This window comes from Variovorax davisae (genome assembly GCF_030316845.1).
GTDB lineage: Bacteria > Pseudomonadota > Gammaproteobacteria > Burkholderiales > Burkholderiaceae_C > Variovorax > Variovorax davisae.
The window spans coordinates 32,202-48,388 of record NZ_JASZYS010000016.1 but is presented as its reverse complement, the minus strand read 5'-3'; the positions used below and the strand labels follow the sequence as shown (position 1 = coordinate 48,388).

Sequence of the window (16,187 nt, the reverse complement as noted above, 5' to 3'; positions counted from 1 at the left end):
CGGTGCTGAAACCGGTTTCACATATACTTCGCTGCCCCCGGATGAAGTCTTTCGACTGCGGGGATGCACCAACACCGAACCCGTCTTCGAATCGACGCCTCCCGTGAACTACCAATTCCAGTTCGACGCCGTCTTCGCCGCCTGGCCCCTGCTGCTCAAAGGCACCTGGATCACGATCCAGCTGTCGCTGGTGGCGACGCTGCTGGGCCTGGTGGTGGCGGTCTTCTGCGCCTGGGGCAAGACCTCCGGGCCGGCCTGGCTGCGCTTCGTCGTCAATGCCTACATCGAGGTCATCCGCAACACGCCGTTCCTGGTGCAGCTGTTCTTCTTTTTCTTCGCGCTGCCGGCCATCGGGCTGCGCTGGTCGCCCTACACCGCGGCGCTGACCGCGATGGTGGTGAACCTCGGCGCCTACGCGGCCGAGATCGTGCGCGCCGGCATCGAGTCGATCCCCAAGGGCCAGATCGAGGCCGGCCGGGCGCTCAACCTCAAGCCCTGGGAGATCTTCCGCTTCGTGATCATCAAGCCGGCGCTCAAGGCCATCTACCCGGCGCTCACCAGCCAGTTCATCCTGCTGATGCTGAGCTCGGCGGTGGTGTCGGTCATCTCGGCCGACGACCTGACCTCGGTCGCGGCCAACCTGCAGTCGCAGACCTTCCGCAGCTTCGAGATCTACATCGTGGTGGCCTGCATCTACCTGGCGCTGTCGCTGGCGTTTTCGGCGCTGTTCAAGCTGATCTACAAGCGCACGCTCAACTACCCGGATCGGCGCTGAACACCATGCGTACCTTCGGCTTTCCAGAATTCCTGTTCATCCTCGAAGCGGCCCAGTGGACGCTGGCGCTGTCGGCGATCGCCTTCGTCGGCGGCGCGGTCCTGGGCCTCGCGATCGCGCTGGCGCGCACTTCGGAGAACAAGGCGGCACGGGCGCTGTCGACCGGCTTCATCCAGGTCTTCCAGGGCACGCCGCTGCTGCTGCAGCTGTTCCTGATCTTCTTCGGCGCACCGGTGCTGGGGCTGGAGATCAACCCGTGGATCGCGGCCGGCGTGGCGCTGATCCTCAACAGCGCCGCCTTCCTGGGCGAGATCTGGCGCGGCTGCATCGAGGCGATCCCGCGCGGCCAGTGGGAAGCGGCCGAGGCGCTGAACCTCGACTATGGCGCGCGGATGCGCGACGTGGTGCTGCCGCAGGCTTTCAAGATCGCGCTGCCGCCGACCGTGGGCTACCTGGTGCAGATCATCAAGGGCACCTCGCTGGCGGCCATCATCGGCTTCACCGAGATCACGCGGGCCGGCCAGATCATCAACAACGCCACCTTCCAGCCGCTGCATGTCTTCACCACGGTGGCGGCGCTGTACTTCGTCATCTGCTGGCCGCTGTCGCTGCTGGCGGCGCGCATGGAGCGCAAGCGCGCCCGCGCGCTGGCACGCTGAGCTTTTCCGTTCTTCATCCAAGTCCTCAACCTAGGAGACCTTCGACATGATCCGTTCCACCACCCGCCGCGCTGCGATCGCAGCACTGGGCCTGGGCGCCGCGCTGACGGCGTTCGCCCCCTTCGCCTCGGCCCAGAGCGTGGCCGACATCAAGAAGAAGGGCGAGATCACGATCGGCATGCTGGTCGACTTCCCGCCCTACGGCACCACCGACGCCAAGAACCAGCCCGACGGCTACGACGCCGACGTCGCCAAGTTGCTGGCCAAGGAGTGGGGCGTGAAGGCCAACATCGTGCCGGTCACCGGCCCGAACCGCATCCCCTTCCTGCTGACCAACAAGGTCGACCTGCTGGTCGCGTCGCTGGCGATCACGCCCGAGCGCGCCAAGCAGGTCCAGTTCTCGCAGCCTTATGCGGCCGCGACCATCGTGCTCTACGGCAAGACCGGCACGCCGATCAAGAGCGCGGCCGACCTGAAGGGCCTGCGCGTCGGTGTCGCCCGCGCCAGCACCCAGGATGTGGCCGTGACCAAGGCCGCGCCCGAGGGCACCGAGATCCGCCGCTTCGACGACGATGCCTCGGCCATGCAGGCCCTGATGTCGGGCCAGGTCGACGCCATCGGCGCCTCGACCACGGTCGCCGCGCAGATCGCCAAGCGCGTGCCGCCGAACACCTTCGAAAACAAGTTCAACCTGGTGCAGCAGAACATGGGCATCGCCATGCGCCCGGGCCAGGACGACCTGCTCAAGAACGTCAACGACTTCGTGGCCAAGAACTCGGCCAACGGCGAGCTGAACAAGCTCTACCAGAAGTGGCTGCAGACCGACCTGCCCAAGCTGCAGTAAGCCGGACAACTCCAGGGAACATCCATGACTGACGCCGTCACGACCGCCGCCGACCCGATCATCCGCATGGAGGCGGTGAACAAGTGGTACGGCAGCTTCCAGGTGCTGACCGGCATCGACCTGTCGGTGCGCACCGGCGAGCGCATCGTGATCTGCGGGCCTTCGGGCTCGGGCAAGTCGACGCTGATCCGCTGCATCAACCGGCTCGAGACGGTCCAGCAGGGCAAGATCGTGGTCGACGGCATCGACCTCACGGCCGGCGGCAAGAACGTCGACGCGGTGCGCGCCGAGGTCGGCATGGTGTTCCAGCAGTTCAACCTGTTCCCGCACCTCACGATCCTGCAGAACTGCACGCTGGCGCCGATGCGCTCGCGCGGCATGAGCAAGACCGAGGCGGAAGAGGTGGCGATGAAGTACCTGACGCGGGTGCGCATCCCGGAGCAGGCCCACAAGTACCCGAGCCAGCTCTCGGGCGGCCAGCAGCAGCGGGTGGCGATCGCACGCGCGCTGTGCATGGCGCCCAAGATCATGCTGTTCGACGAACCCACCTCGGCGCTCGACCCCGAGATGGTCAAGGAAGTGCTCGACACCATGATCGGCCTGGCCGAAGACGGCATGACCATGCTGTGCGTGACGCACGAGATGGGCTTCGCGCGCAGCGTGGCCGACCGCGTGATCTTCATGGCCGACGGCAAGATCGTCGAGCAGGCGCCGCCGCAGGAGTTCTTCGGCAACCCGAAGAACGAGAAGACGCGCCAGTTCCTCGGACAGATCCTCAGCTCACACCAGGCGCACTGACGCCGCGATCGACGACATGACGCCGGTTCTGATTTCTCTTTCATCTTTCGGCGCCGCGGAGACCGGGCGCCATGGCCAGCTGTGGTGCGCGCAGCTGGCGCGCGCGGCCGGGGCCGACAGCGTCGAGGTGCGCGGCGAGCTGCTGCGCGATGCGGCCTCCGAGCTGCCCGCGCTGGCCGGGCTGGCCTCGGTCTACTCGAGCCCCGAGGGCCTCTGGGCCGAGGGCGGCTGGCTCGACAGCGCGGCGCTCGGCCGCGGCATCGCCGCCGCCACGACGCTGGGCGCGCGCCGGCTCAAGATGTCGATCGGCGACTTCGGCCCGGGCTCGCACGGCTCGCTGTGGGGCCTCAAGGTGCAGCTGGCCGAGACCCGGATCGAGCTGGTGATCGAGAACGACCAGACCGTCTCGGCCGGTTCCCTGCCCGCGATGCAGGCCTTCTTCGACGCCGCCGACCGCGCCGGCCTCGACCTCGGCATGACCTTCGACATGGGCAACTGGCACTGGGTCGGCGAATGCCCCTTGCAGGCGGCGCAGGCCCTGGGCCGGCGCGTGCGCTACGTGCATTGCAAGGGCGCGCAGCGGCTGCCGGCCAAGTGGGTCGCGGTGCCGCTGGCCGATTCGGTGGCGCCCTGGCGCGCCGTGCTGCGGGCGCTGCCGGCCGACGTGCCGCGCGCCATCGAATACCCGTTGATCGGCGACGACCTGCTGGCCGTCGCCCGCGACCAGGTCGCCCACATCCGCTCCCTGTGACCACCGCCATGACCTCCTCCGCCTTCGACGTCGCACTGTTCGGCGAAGCCATGCTGCTGCTGGTGGCCGACCGCCCCGGCCCGATCGAGAACGCCACCGCCTTCCACAAGCGCACCGCCGGCGCCGAGACCAACGTCGCGATCGGCCTGTCGCGCCTCGGGCTGCGGGTCGGCTGGGCCAGCCGGCTGGGCACCGACTCGATGGGCCGCGCGCTGCTGGCGACCATGGAGGGCGAGGGCATCGACTGCTCGCACGTGATCTGCGATGCGACGCAGCGCACCGGTTTCCAGTTCAAGGGCCGCGTGACCGATGGCAGCGACCCGCCGGTCGAATACCACCGCAAGGGCTCGGCCGCCAGCCACATGGGGCCGGCGGACGTCGACGAAGCCTGGCTGCGCTCGGCGCGCCACCTGCACGCCACGGGCGTGTTCGCCGCCATCTCGGACACCAGCCTGCAGGCCGCGCTCAAGAGCATGGACGTGATGCGCCAGGCCGGCCGCACGATCTCCTTCGACCCCAACCTGCGGCCGACGCTGTGGTCGTCGCCCGAGACCATGCGGCACTGGATCAACGATCTGGCGTCGCGCGCCGACTGGGTGCTGCCCGGCATGGAGGAGGGCCTCATCCTCACGGGCGAAAGCACGCCCGAGGGCGTGGCGCACTTCTATCGGCAGCGCGGCGCGAAGCTGGTGGTGGTGAAGCTCGGCGCGCAAGGCGCCTATTACGATGGCGACGCGGCCGGCACCGGCCACGTCGATGGCTTCCCGGTCAAGGAAGTGGTCGACACCGTGGGCGCCGGCGACGGATTCGCGGCCGGTGTGGTGAGCGCCCTGCTCGAAGGGCGGACGGTGCCCGAGGCGGTCCGCCGCGGCGCCTGGATCGGCGCCCGCGCGGTGCAGGTGCTCGGCGACACCGAGGGCCTGCCGACGCGCGCCCAACTGGAGGAGGCCGGCCTGTGACACGCAAGAACATCCTCGTGTTTCGCGAGTTGCCCGACGATCAGCTGGCGCGGCTGCAGGCCGCGCACGAAGTCACGGTCGCCAATCCGCGGCTGGATGCGCAGCGCGCCGCCTTCGACGCGGCGCTGCCGCTGGCCCATGGCCTGATCGGTTCCAGCTTTCCGGTCGACGAGGCGCTGCTGGCGCGCGCCCCGCGGCTCGAGGTCGTGTCCAGCGTCTCGGTCGGCGTCGACAACTACGCGCTGGCCGCGCTGCATGCGCGCGGGATCCTGCTGTGCCATACGCCGGGCGTGCTCGACGAGACCGTGGCCGACACGGTGTTCGCGCTGCTGATGGCCACCAGCCGCCGGGTCGTCGAACTCGCCAATCTCGTGCGCGACGGCGCCTGGACGAAGAACATCGGCGAGGACCTGTTCGGCTTCGACGTCCACGGCAAGACGCTGGGGCTGTTGGGGTTCGGCCGCATCGGCCAGGCGATCGCGCGCCGCGCTGCGCTGGGTTTCGGCATGCCGGTGCTGTATCACGCGCGCCGGCCGGTCGACCTGGCGTCGCAGGCGCCCGAGCTGCAGGGCCGCGCCGTCCACACGCCGCTGGCCGAACTGCTGGCGGGCGCCGATTTCGTGGTTGCGATGCTGCCGCTGTCGGACAGCACGCGCGGCATGATCGATGCGGGCTTCTTCGCCGCGATGAAGCCGGGCGCGGTCTTCATCAACGGCGGCCGCGGCGCCACCGTGCAGGAAGACGCGCTGCTGGCGGCGCTCGACCAAGGCACGTTGCGGGCCGCCGGCCTCGACGTCTTTGCGACCGAGCCGCTGCCGGCCGCGTCGCCGCTGCGCACCCATCCACGCGTGACGCCGCTGCCGCACATCGGATCGGCCACGCACGAGACGCGGCATGCCATGGCCGAGCTGGCGACCACCAACCTGCTGCAGGCGCTCGCCGGCGAACGCCCCGCGGCGGTCTTCGACACCGCATCCGCGTGAGCGCCGCCGCCCCAGCGCCGCGACCGGCGCGCGTCACCATCGCCGACGTGGCCAAGGCGGCCGGCGTCTCCAAGGCCACGGTGTCGCGCTTCCTGAACCACCGCGAGCGGCTGCTGAGCCCCGACATCGCGGCCCGCGTCGAGGCCGCGGTGACCAAGCTGGCCTACACGCCGAGCCCGATGGCGCAGGCCCTGAGCCACGGCCGTTCGCGCCTGATCGGCCTGATCGTGGCCGACATCACCAATCCCTATTCGGTGGCCGTGCTGCGCGGCGCCGAGAAGGCCTGCCAGGATGCCGGCTACCTGGTGATGCTGTTCAACCTCGGCAACGACATCGACCGCGAGCGCGAGGCGATCAATGCGCTGGCCGGCTACCAGGTCGACGGCTTCATCCTCAACACGCTCGGGCGCGGCGCCGGCCTGGTCGATGCCGACGCGCTGCACGGCAAGCCGGCGGTGCTGGTTGACCGCCGCCACGCGGGCATGCACACCGACTTCGTCTCGCTGGACAACGCCGCCGCCATGCAGGCGGCCTGCGGCCACCTGGTCGACGGCGGCTACCGCGAGCTGCTCTACATCACCGAGCCGCAGAAGGGCGTGAGCTCGCGGCGCGAGCGGACCGCGGCCTTCGGCGACTGCGTGGCCGCGCACGAGCCCCGTGTGGCCGGCGAGGTGTACGAATCCACGGGTGACGACGGCGATGGCCTCGACGCCGCCTTGCGCGCCCTGCACAAGCGGGCGCAGCGCGGCAAGCGCGTAGCCGTGCTGGCGGGCAACGCGGTCGTGACCCTGCGCGTGGCCGCGGCGATGGCGCGGCTGGGCTTGCGCTTCGGGGCGGATATCGGCTTCGTCGGCTTCGATGACGCCGAGTGGGCGCCGCTGATCGGTCCCGGGCTCAGCGCGGTCGCCCAGCCGACCGAAGCCATCGGCCGGACGGCGGCGACCTGCCTGCTGGAGCGGCTGCAAGGGCTCGAAGGGCCGGCGCGGCAACTGCTGCTGCCGGGGGTGCTGGTGGTGCGAGGGTCGTCCAGCGCCGGTTGATGCGCCGGCGCGATGCGCATTCGGATGGGCTGCGGCCCGCTCAACCCTCGACCAGCGCCAACACCCGCAACGGACTCCCCGACCCCTCCTGGATCTTCAGCGGCGCCGACACGATCAGCGCCCCGGTGGGTGGCAGCTGGTCGAGGTTCTTCAGGCACTGCAGGCCGTAGCGGTTCGCGCCGTGCATCAGCGTGTGGCAGGGGTAGGCGAGCGGCCACCCATACGACTGGCCGGCATCGGTGTTGATCGTCTCGACGCCGAAGCCATGCACCTTGCGCTCGCCGATCAGCCACTCGACCGCGGCCTGGGTCGGCCCCGGCGTGTGGGCGCCGTCCTCGCGCATGTTGACGAAGGCGGCCGGGTCGGCGATGCGGTGGGACCAGTCGGTGCGCAGCAGCACCCAGGCGCCTTCGGGGATGCGGCCGTGGCGCGCTTCCCAGGCCTGCAGGAAGTCCACCGTCAGCAGCCAGTCGGGATCCTCCGCCACCTCGGTGCTGGCATCGACCACCACCGCCGGCGCGATGAAGTTGCCGGCGTCGATGGTGTCGACCGTGTTGCCCGGATGGTCCTTGCCGGTCACCCAGTGGGCAGGCGCATCGAAGTGCGTGCCGGTGTGCTCGCCGCAGGTGAAGTTGTTCCAGTACCAGCCGGGACCGGCCTCGTCGTAGCGCGAGATGCGTTCCATCTTGAAGGCTGCGACCTGGCCGAACTGTGGCGGCAGTTGCAGCGGCGGGAAATCCTCGCTCAGGGTGTGGGTCAGGTCGATCGTGCGGACCGATCGATCGCGCAGGGCCGCGGCGAGGTGGGTCAGGATGCTCATCGGGGGGTTCCTATCCGTGGGAAGAATTCGTTCGTTCAGGCCCGGCGCCGGGCCGTGACCTCGATCTCGACCTTGGCGCCGTCGACCGCCAGCGCGCCGCACAGGGTCGTGTTGGCCGGCCGGTTGTCGCCCAGGCGGCGCTTGAGCACGCCGCTGACCGCGATCACGTCGCCGCGATCGGGCACGTGGACCCGCACCCGCACCACGTCGGCGAGGCTGGCCCGCGCCTGCGCCAGGGCGCTTTCGATGGTGTCGAGCGCCAGCTCGCATTGCTGCTCGGCCGTGGCCGGGAACGCGCCGCTGGCGAAGTCCTGGCCGATGGTGCCGGAGACGAAGATCCAGTCGCCGTCGACGACGGCGCGCGAGTAGCCGGCCAGTTCTTCCCAGCGAGAGCCGCTCTGGATGAAGGTGCGCGCGGTCGTGCTCATTGCGCCTTGAACCCCGAATCGCGAATCACCTTGCCCCAGCTGCGCGAGGCATCGACCACCCACTGCTCGACCTCCTTCGACGGCGCCGCCGTGACCTCGTTGCCCATCTTGGCCAGCTTCTCCTGCAGGTCGGGCTGGGCCAGCACGGTCTTCATCGCGCGGTCGAACTGCTCGACGAAGTCGGCCGGCAGGCCCTTCGGACCGAAGAAAGCCAGCCAGGGGTTCTTGTCGATGCCGCTGTAGCCGAGTTCGAGGAAGGTCGGGATCTCGGGCGCGGTCTTGCTGCGCGCCTGGCCCGAGCTCGCGAGGATGCGGACCTTGCCGGCGCGGTGGTACTCGATCAGTTCGGTCATCGACGCGATGCCGATCGGGATCTGCCCCGCGAGCAGGTCCTGCACCATCGGCGCGCCGCCCTTGTAGGGCACGGAGTTCATCGTCACGCCGAAGGACTTGCCGACGATGTGGCCGATGAACTGCGGCACGCTGCCGGCCGCGGGGACGCCGTAGTTGGCCGCGTCGGGATGGGCCTTGACCCAGGCGCCGAGCTCGGCCATGGACTGGATGCCGGTGGCGGCGCTGACCGCGAGCACGTTGTAGTACGAGGCCACGCCCGCCAGCGCGGTGAAGTCGTTCACCGGGTCGTAGCCGGCGGCGGCGATGGTCAGCGGGATGATGACCTGCGTGTGGTCGATCGACAGCATGATCGTCGAGCCGTCGGCCGGTGCGGCCTTGAGCAACTGGGCGGCGATCTGGCCGCCGGCGCCGGCCTTGTTGTCGATCACGAACACCTGGCCGTTCATGGCCTTGCCCAGCTTGTCGACCACCGCGCGCGCCACCACGTCGGTGGCCCCGCCCGGTGGAAAGCCCACCAGCACGCGGATCGGGCCGCTGTAGGCCTTGGTGTTCGCGTGGGCCAGCCAGGGCGACGAGAGTGCGGGGGCGAGCAGCGCGGCCGTGAAGGCCTGGCCGAGTCGGCGTCGGTTCATGATCTCTTCCTCATCGTGGTTGCAGAATCTGCGGCGCGTCCGCGGCGGCGCTGCGTTCCAGGCGGGCCTGGATCAGCAGCACCTCGAGCTCGTGGCAGCGCACCAGCCGCAGCCAGCGGGCGTCGTCCATGTCGGCGCCGCGCGCCGCATGCAGGGCGATGCGGCAGCCGCCGCTGGCCGCATCGGGCTCGACCGTAGCGTGGATGCGGGGGGCGAGCGCGTCGGGCGCGCCGCCCACGTGGTAGGTCACGGTCAGGCGCGCGCTGTCGACCACCGGTCGCACCCAGCTCGGCGAGTCGTCGAACAGCGAGTGGCCGCGCACCACGCCGGCGCCGGCCGCCTCGGTCTGCCAGCAGCCCAGGGCCCACTGGCCGAGCGCCAGGCCATCGCCAAGGAAGTCCAGGGCCTGCTGCGGGCTCGCGCGGCATTGGACCGAAGCGCTGTGGGTGGCGGTCATCGCGTCAGCCGAGCCAGCTCGCGCAGGGCGCCCACGACGTCGTCGGCCGTGTTGTAGAAATGCGGCGCGATCCGGATCACGTCGTTGCGCGCCGAGACCACGTAGCCCGACTGCAGCATCCGCTCTTGGACCGCGTCGGCGTCGGCGATGCGGATCGCGGTGTTCGCGCCCTTGGCGGCGGGGTCCAGGGGGCTCGCCACCTCGAGGTCCAGGCGCGCCGCCTCCTCGATGGCCACGGCCGACAGCTGCTGCAGGTAGGCCTCGATCGCGGGCACCCCGATCTCGTTGAGCAGGGCCATGCTGGCGCGCGCGACGCTGGCGCACATCATCGGCGGCGTGCCGGTGTTGAAGCGCGTGGCGCTGTCGGCGAAATCGAGCTGCGCGGGATCGAAGGCGAAGGGGTTGACGCGGCCGAACCAGCCGGTGACCGTGGGCACCAGCTGCCGCGCCAGCGCCGGCCGCACATAGAGGAACGCGATGCCCGGAATGCCCAGCAGGTACTTCTGGGCACCGGCGGCCAGGATGTCGACCTCCTGGGCCCGGACGTCGATCGCGACCGAGCCGGCGGACTGGTAGGCATCGACGAACTGGAGCGCCCCCTGGGCGCGCGCCGCCCGGCCGGTGGCCGCGATGTCGACGATCTGCCCGTCGTAGAAGCAGGCCTGCGACACCGACACCAACGCCGTGCGCTCGCTGATCGCCGCCGCGATCCGTTGCGCGGTGTCGGTGCGGCCCGCCTCGGCTTGCACCAGGCGCACCTGCGCGCCGCGCGGCTGCTGCGCCAGCCAGACGTGGCAGATCGAGGGAAAGTCCAGCGTGCTGGTGACGACCTCGGGGCGTCCGGTGTCGAAGCGCAGCGCCGAGGCGATGGCCGAGGCGGCATCCGACACGCTGCCCAGCACCGCGATGTCTTCGACGTTGGCGTGGATCATGCGAGCGAACTCGGTGCGGGCCAGGGCCACCTGGTCCATCCAGTAGCCCCAGTCGGCGCCGCGGCGCACCCAGACGTCGAGGTACTCGTCGATGGCCTGGCGCACCGGCAGGCTCAGCGCGCTCTGCGAGCAGCTGGACAGCTGCACCGCGTGGTCCAGGATGGGAAAGAGCTTTCGGTATGAGGAGAATGGATGTTTCATGTGACTGCCCGCCGCGACGAGCGGGCTTCGAGGCGATGAACAAGAACGCAGAGACGACGGCTTCCCCTTCGGCGTGGATCGAGGTGCCGCACTTCCGCTGGGAAATGCTGACGGCGCAGGGCGCGCCGCGGGTGGAGTTCCGCAAGGGCCAGACCCTGTTCTCGCAGGGCGACCCCGTGACCCATGTCCACGTCGTCGAGCAGGGCCGTGTCCGGCTGGTGCTGCTGTCGGAGGCCGGCCACGAGAAGCACATGGCCATCGTCGGCACGCAGGGGATGGTGGGCGAATGCAGCGCGTTCCTGGACGGCCGGCATTCGGTCACCGCGGTGGCCTCGTCGGACGTGGTCACGCGGCAGGTGGGCCTGGCGCTGCTGCAGCAAGGGATGATGCGCGACGAGGCATGCATGCGCCAGGTGCTCTGGCTCATGAGCGTCAAGCTGCGCGTGCTGGCGCACCAGAACCTGCTGCTGAGCCAGGCGACGGCGGCGCAGCGGGTGGTGCACCACCTGGTGCAGCTGGCCGGCACCTACGGCGAGGCGCAGGGGCAGGGCGTTGCGATACGGATCTCGTTCACCCACCAGGAGATGGCCAACCTCGCCGGCCTGAGCCGGGTCATGACCTCCAACGTGCTGATGCAGCTGCAGGCGCAGGGCCTGATCGAGATGGTCAAGTCGCATTGCGTGATCCGAGAGATGCAGGCGCTGAGACAGCGGGCCGTGGTCTTGTGATGGGACCCGGGTCGATGGCGGCCCAGTGTAGGAACGGACTTGGACGCCGTATGTCAACGGCTTTACAAGCGGCCCTCTTTTTCTTGCCGGGCCCGGCGTGCGGCGCGGCCTGACCTATCGATCGTCCGGGCCGTCGTTTCGTCTGCGCCAAGCGGTCCTTCGACGCAATGGCGGCTTCCGCCCGACCGCGAGGGCTCCTAGAGTCGGTTCTTCCGATGCCGCAAGGGAGGACCCGATGATCTCGATTCGCAACGTGCTGGTGCTGGGCGCCGGCAAGGTGGGTGGCACGGTGGCCGACATGCTGGCCGACTACCACCGGATGCCGGTCACGCTCGCCGACCGTGAACCGCCGCGGCATGCGCTGGACGACCGGCTGGTGCGGCGCACGGTGCTCGACGTCGAGGACGACACGGCGCTGGCGGCCGCGTTGGCCGGGCACCAGCTGCTGATCAACGCGCTGCCTTTCCAGCAGGCCGGGCGCGTGGCGGCCGCTGCGCGCAGGCTCGGCGTGCACTACCTCGACCTGACGGAGGATGTGGCGGCCACCCGCGCCATCCGGGGCCTGGCCGACGGCGCCGCCACGGTGCTGATGCCGCAGTGCGGCCTGGCGCCCGGCGTGATCGGCATGCTGGGTGCCCACCTCGCCAGCCGTTTCGACGACCTGCACGACCTGCACCTGCGCGTCGGTGCGCTCTCGCGTCACGCCACCAACGGCCTGCGCTACAACTTCACCTGGAGCATCGACGGCCTGATCAACGAGTACTGCCATCCGTGCGCGGCCATCGTGCAGGGCCAGCCGGTGTCGGCGCAGCCGCTCGAAGGGCTCGAGACGCTGGTGCTCGACGGCGACACCTACGAAGCCTTCAACACCTCGGGCGGGCTCGGCACCTTGTGCGAGACGCTGGCGGGCCGCGTGCGCAACCTCGACTACAAGACGCTGCGCTACCCGGGCCACCGCGATGCGATGGCGCTGCTGCTGCACGACCTGCGGCTGGCCGAGCGGCGGGACCTGCTGCGACAGGTGCTGGAATACGCCGTGCCGCACAGCCGGGAGGACGTGGTGATCGTGTTCGCCTCGGCCTCCGGCCTGCGTGGCGGGCGCCTCGAGCAGGAGACGCGCATGGCCCGCATCCAGGGTGGCCGCCTGCGCGGCGTGGACCGCACCGCGATCGAGCTCGCCACCGCGGCGGGCGTGGTCGGCGTGTTCGAGCTGCTGCGCACGGGCCGCCTGCCGGCGCGCGGTTTCGTGGGGCAGGAGCGGGTCGCGCTCGATGACTTCCTGGCTACGCGCGTCGGCGCCTGCTACGCCGCGCTTCGCGAACCGGGCGCCGGCGCGGCGCCGGCCGGCCCGCATCGCGGCGCCACCTTCGCTCATACTTGGCCGCCTCAGGCGCGACGTCGCGCACGCAAGGAGCCACAAGCATGAACGCGCTGCAAAAGGTCCTCGAACGCTGCGGCATCGCGGCACCGGCCTTGTCCGGCGGGACGCTGGGCGTGCGCTGCGCCGTCGATGGCAGCGAGCTCGCACGGCTGCACGAGACGCCGATGGGGTCGATGCCCGACGTGATCGAGCGTTCCACGGCCGCCTTCCACCGCTGGCGCGAGGTGCCGGCGCCGGCGCGTGGCGAACTCGTCCGGCTCTGGGGCGAGGAGCTGCGCCAGGCCAAGGCCGACATCGGCCATGTCGTGTCGGTCGAGGTCGGCAAGATCGCGCAGGAGGGGCTGGGCGAAGTGCAGGAGGCCGTCGACATCTGCGAATTCGCGCTCGGCCTGTCGCGCCAGCTCTACGGCAAGACCATCGTGTCGGAACGGCCCGGCCACCGGATCATGGAGCAGTACCACCCGCTCGGGCCGGTGGCGGTCATCACCGCCTTCAACTTCCCGAGTGCGGTGTTCGCGTGGAATGCGGCCATCGCGCTGGTGTGCGGCGACCCGGTCGTCTTCAAGCCGTCGGAGAAGGCGCCGCTGTCCGGCCTCGCCACCTTCAAGGCGCTGGAGCGTGCCATCGCGCGCTTCGGCGACCGAGCGCCGGAAGGGCTCGCGCAGATCGTGATCGGTCGAAGGGAGCACGCGCAGGCGCTGGTCGACAGCCCCGGCATCGCGCTGGTCTCCGCCACCGGCTCGACGCGCATGGGCCGCGAGGTCGGCCCGCGCGTGGCGGCACGCTTCGGCCGGCGCATCCTCGAGCTCGGCGGCAACAACGCGATGATCGTCACGCCGGCGGCCGATCTGGACATGGCGCTGCGGGCCATTCTCTTCAGCGCGGTGGGCACGGCGGGCCAGCGCTGCACCTCGCTGCGGCGCCTGATCGTGCACCGCTCGGTCAAGGCGGCGTTGCTCGCGAAGCTGCTGCCGGCCTACGACAGCCTGCGCGTCGGCCATCCGCTCGAAGACGGCACGCTGGTCGGTCCGCTGATCGACGAAGCGGCCTGGGACACGCTACGGCAGGCCGTGGCCGAGGTCGAGGCACAGGGCGGCCGCATCCTCACGGGCGGCGAGCGGGTGCTGGCGGATCGCTTTCCCAACGCCTTCTACGTGCGCCCGGCCATCGCCGACATGCCGGCGCAGACCGAACTGGTGCGGCGGGAAACCTTCGGGCCGCTGCTTCACGTGCTGGCCTGCGACGACCTGGACCAGGCGATCGCGATCCACAACGAGGTGCCGCAGGGCCTGTCGTCGTGCATCTTCTCGAACGACCTGCGCGAGGTCGAGCGCTTCCTCTCGGCGGCGGGGTCCGATTGCGGCATCGCGAACGTCAACATCGGCCCGAGCGGTGCCGAGATCGGCGGCGCCTTCGGCGGCGAGAAGGAAACCGGCGGCGACCGCGAGAGCGGCTCCGACGCCTGGAAGCAGTACATGCGCCGCAGCACCAACACCATCAACTTCTCGACCGAGTTGCCGCTGGCGCAGGGCATCCGATTCGGTTGATCCGGTCAGCCGGGCAGCGGCACCGCGCTGCGCCGATCGATCTTGCGGCTCAGCACCACCGAGGTGTGGGTGTGCTGGATGCCCTCGATCTGGCCGATGCGGTCGAGCAGCGCGTCGAGCTGCTCGTTGGTCTCGCAACGCAGGGCCAGCATGTAGTCGTACTGGCCGCTGACGGCCGAGAGTTCCTCGACCTCGGGCAGCCGTTCGAGGGCCCGGACCACCGCGGCGCCGGCCTTCGGCGCCACGCTGAGCCCGCAGTACGCGCGCACGGCGGCGTGTTCGAGGCGCTGGCCGAGTCGCACGCCGTAGCCGGCGATCACGCCGTCGCGCTCCAGCCGCGCGATACGGGCGACCACCGTGGTGCGCGCCACGCCGAGCTGGCGCGCGAGCGTCGCGGCGGGCGCGCGGGCGTCGGCCTGGAGCAGGCTCAGCAGATGGCGGTCGGTGTCGTCCAATGAACGGCTTATTCGATCTCTGCGATCAACTCGATCTCGACGCAGGCGCCGAAGGGGATCTGCGCGACGCCGAAGGCGCTGCGCGCATGGGCGCCTTTCTCGCTGCCGAAGACCTCGGCCATCAGGTCGCTGGCCCCGTTGGTCACCAGGTGCTGCTCGGTGAAGGTGGGCGTGGAGTTGACCAGGCTCATGAGCTTGACGATGCGCTTGACCTTGTTCAGGTCGCCCACCGCCGCATGCAAGGTGCCGAGCAGGTCGATCGCGATCGCGCGCGCGGCCTGCTTGCCGTCGTCGGTGCCGAGTGCGCCGCCGAGCTGGCCGACCCAGGGTTTGCCGTCCTTGCGGGCGATGTGGCCGGAGAGGAAGACCAGGTTCCCGGTGCGCGCGAACGGCACGTAGGCGGCGGCGGGCGTGGCCACCGGGGGCAGGGTGATGCCGAGGGCGGTGAGTTTGTCGTAGACGCTCATGAGGACTCCTTGTTCTGGGATTGGGATTGGGATTGGGATTGGGATTGCGCCGCCGCCGCCGCCTGCTCCTTCAGCTCCTCGAGCGGCCGCACCGTGACGCTGACCGCGAGCGTGTGGCGGGCGCCGCCATGCAGCACGCCGCGCATCGGCGAGACATCGGAGTAGTCACGGCCGATGGCCAGCGTCACGTAGTCCTCGCCGGGCTGGCGCCCATTGGTCGGGTCGAAGTCGGCCCAGTCGCCCGGGCCGTCGGCGCCCGGCAGGTAGACCGAGACCCAGGCATGCGAGGCGTCGGCGCCGATCAGGCGCGGCCGGCCCGGCGGCGGCTGGGTCAGCAGGTAGCCGCTCACATAGCGCGCCGGCAGCCCGAGGGTGCGCAGGCAGGCGATCATGATGTGGGCGAAGTCCTGGCAGACGCCCTTGCGCTGGGCCAGTGCCTCGATCGCCGGCGTGCTGATCTCGGTGCTGCCGGCGTCGTACTCGAAATCGCGGTACATGCGCAGCGTCAGGTCCATCGCGGCGTCGAAGGCCGGCCGGCCGGGCGCGAAGCTGGGCCGCGCGTAGGCGGCGAAGTCGTCATGGCGCGGCACGTAGCGCGACGGGAAGACGAAATCGGAGGCTGGGTCGTAGCTCGAATCCTTGACGTAGCGGAAGCGCTCGCGCACCTCTTCCCAGGGCAGCTCGCGGGCGATCGCCGCCGACAGCACCGGCGGGGCGGTGTCGACCACGCTCTCGGCGGTGACGACCAGTTCCTCGTGGGTGGCTTCGAGCGCGAAGAAGGCGCGGGTGTTGCCGTAGACGTCCGGCGACTCGCCATGCTGGGCCGGGGTCGGGCTGATCGTCAGCGCATGGCTCACCAGCCGCTGGGAGGCCGTGTTCATCGGCTTCAGGTGCGCCAGGTGCTGCGCCGTCTCGACCGGCGGCGTGTAGTCGTAGCGGGTGGCGTGGGTGACGTGGAGCAGCATGGACGGGACTT

At 70.3% G+C, this 16,187-nt stretch carries 19 protein-coding genes; 11 read left to right on the top strand and 8 right to left on the bottom strand.

Annotated elements, in window-relative coordinates; translation table 11 throughout:
* Nucleotides 1–103 precede the first annotated feature (103 nt).
* From QTI33_RS28770 to QTI33_RS28735, 8 genes are read left to right on the top strand one after another with little or no spacing between them, the layout of a single operon-like run.
* On the top strand, nt 104–775 hold the full coding sequence (locus QTI33_RS28770; RefSeq protein WP_286509859.1) for an amino acid ABC transporter permease: 672 nt from the start codon (nt 104–106) through the stop codon (nt 773–775).
* Between the two features lie 5 nt (nt 776–780).
* Nucleotides 781–1,434, top strand: a complete 654-nt coding sequence (locus QTI33_RS28765; RefSeq protein ID WP_286509858.1) for an amino acid ABC transporter permease — start codon at nt 781–783, stop codon at nt 1,432–1,434.
* Nucleotides 1,435–1,480: 46 nt separating this feature from the next.
* A complete protein-coding gene (locus tag QTI33_RS28760; protein WP_286509857.1) occupies nt 1,481–2,278 on the top strand; it encodes a transporter substrate-binding domain-containing protein in 798 nt (265 codons plus the stop codon).
* 24 nt (nt 2,279–2,302) lie between these two features.
* Nucleotides 2,303–3,076 (top strand): amino acid ABC transporter ATP-binding protein, encoded by a 774-nt coding sequence (locus QTI33_RS28755; RefSeq protein ID WP_286509856.1) that lies wholly within the window; start codon nt 2,303–2,305, stop codon nt 3,074–3,076.
* Nucleotides 3,077–3,092: 16 nt separating this feature from the next.
* Nucleotides 3,093–3,827: a sugar phosphate isomerase/epimerase family protein gene (locus QTI33_RS28750; RefSeq protein ID WP_286509855.1), complete on the top strand. Its 735-nt coding sequence runs from the start codon at nt 3,093–3,095 to the stop codon at nt 3,825–3,827.
* An 8-nt stretch (nt 3,828–3,835) separates the two neighbouring features.
* Nucleotides 3,836–4,786 (top strand): sugar kinase, encoded by a 951-nt coding sequence (locus QTI33_RS28745; protein ID WP_286509854.1) that lies wholly within the window; start codon nt 3,836–3,838, stop codon nt 4,784–4,786.
* Nucleotides 4,783–5,769, top strand: a complete 987-nt coding sequence (locus QTI33_RS28740) for a 2-hydroxyacid dehydrogenase (protein WP_286509852.1) — start codon at nt 4,783–4,785, stop codon at nt 5,767–5,769. The genes QTI33_RS28745 and QTI33_RS28740 overlap by 4 nt, the downstream gene beginning before the upstream one ends.
* Entirely contained in the window at nt 5,766–6,809 is a 1,044-nt protein-coding gene (locus tag QTI33_RS28735) for a LacI family DNA-binding transcriptional regulator (protein WP_286509851.1), read from the top strand. The genes QTI33_RS28740 and QTI33_RS28735 overlap by 4 nt, the downstream gene beginning before the upstream one ends.
* 40 nt (nt 6,810–6,849) lie before the next feature.
* On the opposite strand, the gene QTI33_RS28730 is transcribed toward QTI33_RS28735, so the two are convergent.
* Genes QTI33_RS28730 through QTI33_RS28710 form a run of 5 tightly spaced genes read right to left on the bottom strand, consistent with a single transcriptional unit; the run spans nt 6,850 to nt 10,579 of the window.
* Nucleotides 6,850–7,629 (bottom strand): cyclase family protein, encoded by a 780-nt coding sequence (locus QTI33_RS28730; protein WP_286509850.1) that lies wholly within the window; start codon nt 7,627–7,629, stop codon nt 6,850–6,852.
* Nucleotides 7,630–7,664: 35 nt separating this feature from the next.
* A complete protein-coding gene (locus QTI33_RS28725) occupies nt 7,665–8,057 on the bottom strand; it encodes a RidA family protein (protein WP_286509848.1) in 393 nt (130 codons plus the stop codon).
* On the bottom strand, nt 8,054–9,043 hold the full coding sequence (locus QTI33_RS28720; RefSeq protein ID WP_286509847.1) for a Bug family tripartite tricarboxylate transporter substrate binding protein: 990 nt from the start codon (nt 9,041–9,043) through the stop codon (nt 8,054–8,056). Before QTI33_RS28720 ends, QTI33_RS28725 begins: the two co-directional genes overlap by 4 nt.
* A gap of 10 nt (nt 9,044–9,053) precedes the next feature.
* The gene (locus tag QTI33_RS28715) at nt 9,054–9,500 is read right to left on the bottom strand and encodes a hypothetical protein (protein ID WP_286509845.1); all 447 of its coding nucleotides are present in this window, start codon (nt 9,498–9,500) and stop codon (nt 9,054–9,056) included.
* Nucleotides 9,497–10,579 carry an aminotransferase class V-fold PLP-dependent enzyme gene (locus QTI33_RS28710; RefSeq protein WP_286509844.1) on the bottom strand — a complete coding sequence of 361 codons (1,083 nt, stop codon included), beginning with the start codon at nt 10,577–10,579 and terminating at the stop codon, nt 9,497–9,499. Before QTI33_RS28710 ends, QTI33_RS28715 begins: the two co-directional genes overlap by 4 nt.
* Nucleotides 10,580–10,668: 89 nt before the next feature.
* Here QTI33_RS28710 and QTI33_RS28705 point away from each other — a divergent pair, with 89 nt between their 5' ends.
* The 3 genes from QTI33_RS28705 (at nt 10,669) to amaB (ending at nt 14,289) form a co-directional block, all read left to right on the top strand.
* Nucleotides 10,669–11,361, top strand: a complete 693-nt coding sequence (locus QTI33_RS28705) for a Crp/Fnr family transcriptional regulator (RefSeq protein ID WP_286509843.1) — start codon at nt 10,669–10,671, stop codon at nt 11,359–11,361.
* 235 nt (nt 11,362–11,596) lie between these two features.
* Nucleotides 11,597–12,787, top strand: coding sequence for a saccharopine dehydrogenase family protein (locus QTI33_RS28700; protein ID WP_286509842.1), 1,191 nt, complete (start codon nt 11,597–11,599; stop codon nt 12,785–12,787).
* The gene (gene amaB / locus QTI33_RS28695) at nt 12,784–14,289 is read left to right on the top strand and encodes an L-piperidine-6-carboxylate dehydrogenase (protein WP_286509841.1); all 1,506 of its coding nucleotides are present in this window, start codon (nt 12,784–12,786) and stop codon (nt 14,287–14,289) included. The genes QTI33_RS28700 and amaB overlap by 4 nt, the downstream gene beginning before the upstream one ends.
* Before the next feature lie 5 nt (nt 14,290–14,294).
* Here the strand turns inward: amaB and QTI33_RS28690 are convergent, their stop codons facing one another.
* From QTI33_RS28690 to QTI33_RS28680, 3 genes are read right to left on the bottom strand one after another with little or no spacing between them, the layout of a single operon-like run.
* Nucleotides 14,295–14,756 (bottom strand): Lrp/AsnC family transcriptional regulator, encoded by a 462-nt coding sequence (locus QTI33_RS28690; protein ID WP_286510028.1) that lies wholly within the window; start codon nt 14,754–14,756, stop codon nt 14,295–14,297.
* The gene (locus QTI33_RS28685) at nt 14,753–15,211 is read right to left on the bottom strand and encodes a RidA family protein (protein ID WP_286509839.1); all 459 of its coding nucleotides are present in this window, start codon (nt 15,209–15,211) and stop codon (nt 14,753–14,755) included. The genes QTI33_RS28690 and QTI33_RS28685 overlap by 4 nt, the downstream gene beginning before the upstream one ends.
* Complete coding sequence (locus QTI33_RS28680; protein ID WP_286509837.1) at nt 15,208–16,176, bottom strand: transglutaminase family protein; 969 nt, start codon at nt 16,174–16,176, stop codon at nt 15,208–15,210. Before QTI33_RS28680 ends, QTI33_RS28685 begins: the two co-directional genes overlap by 4 nt.
* Between the last annotated feature and the right edge of the window lie 11 nt (nt 16,177–16,187).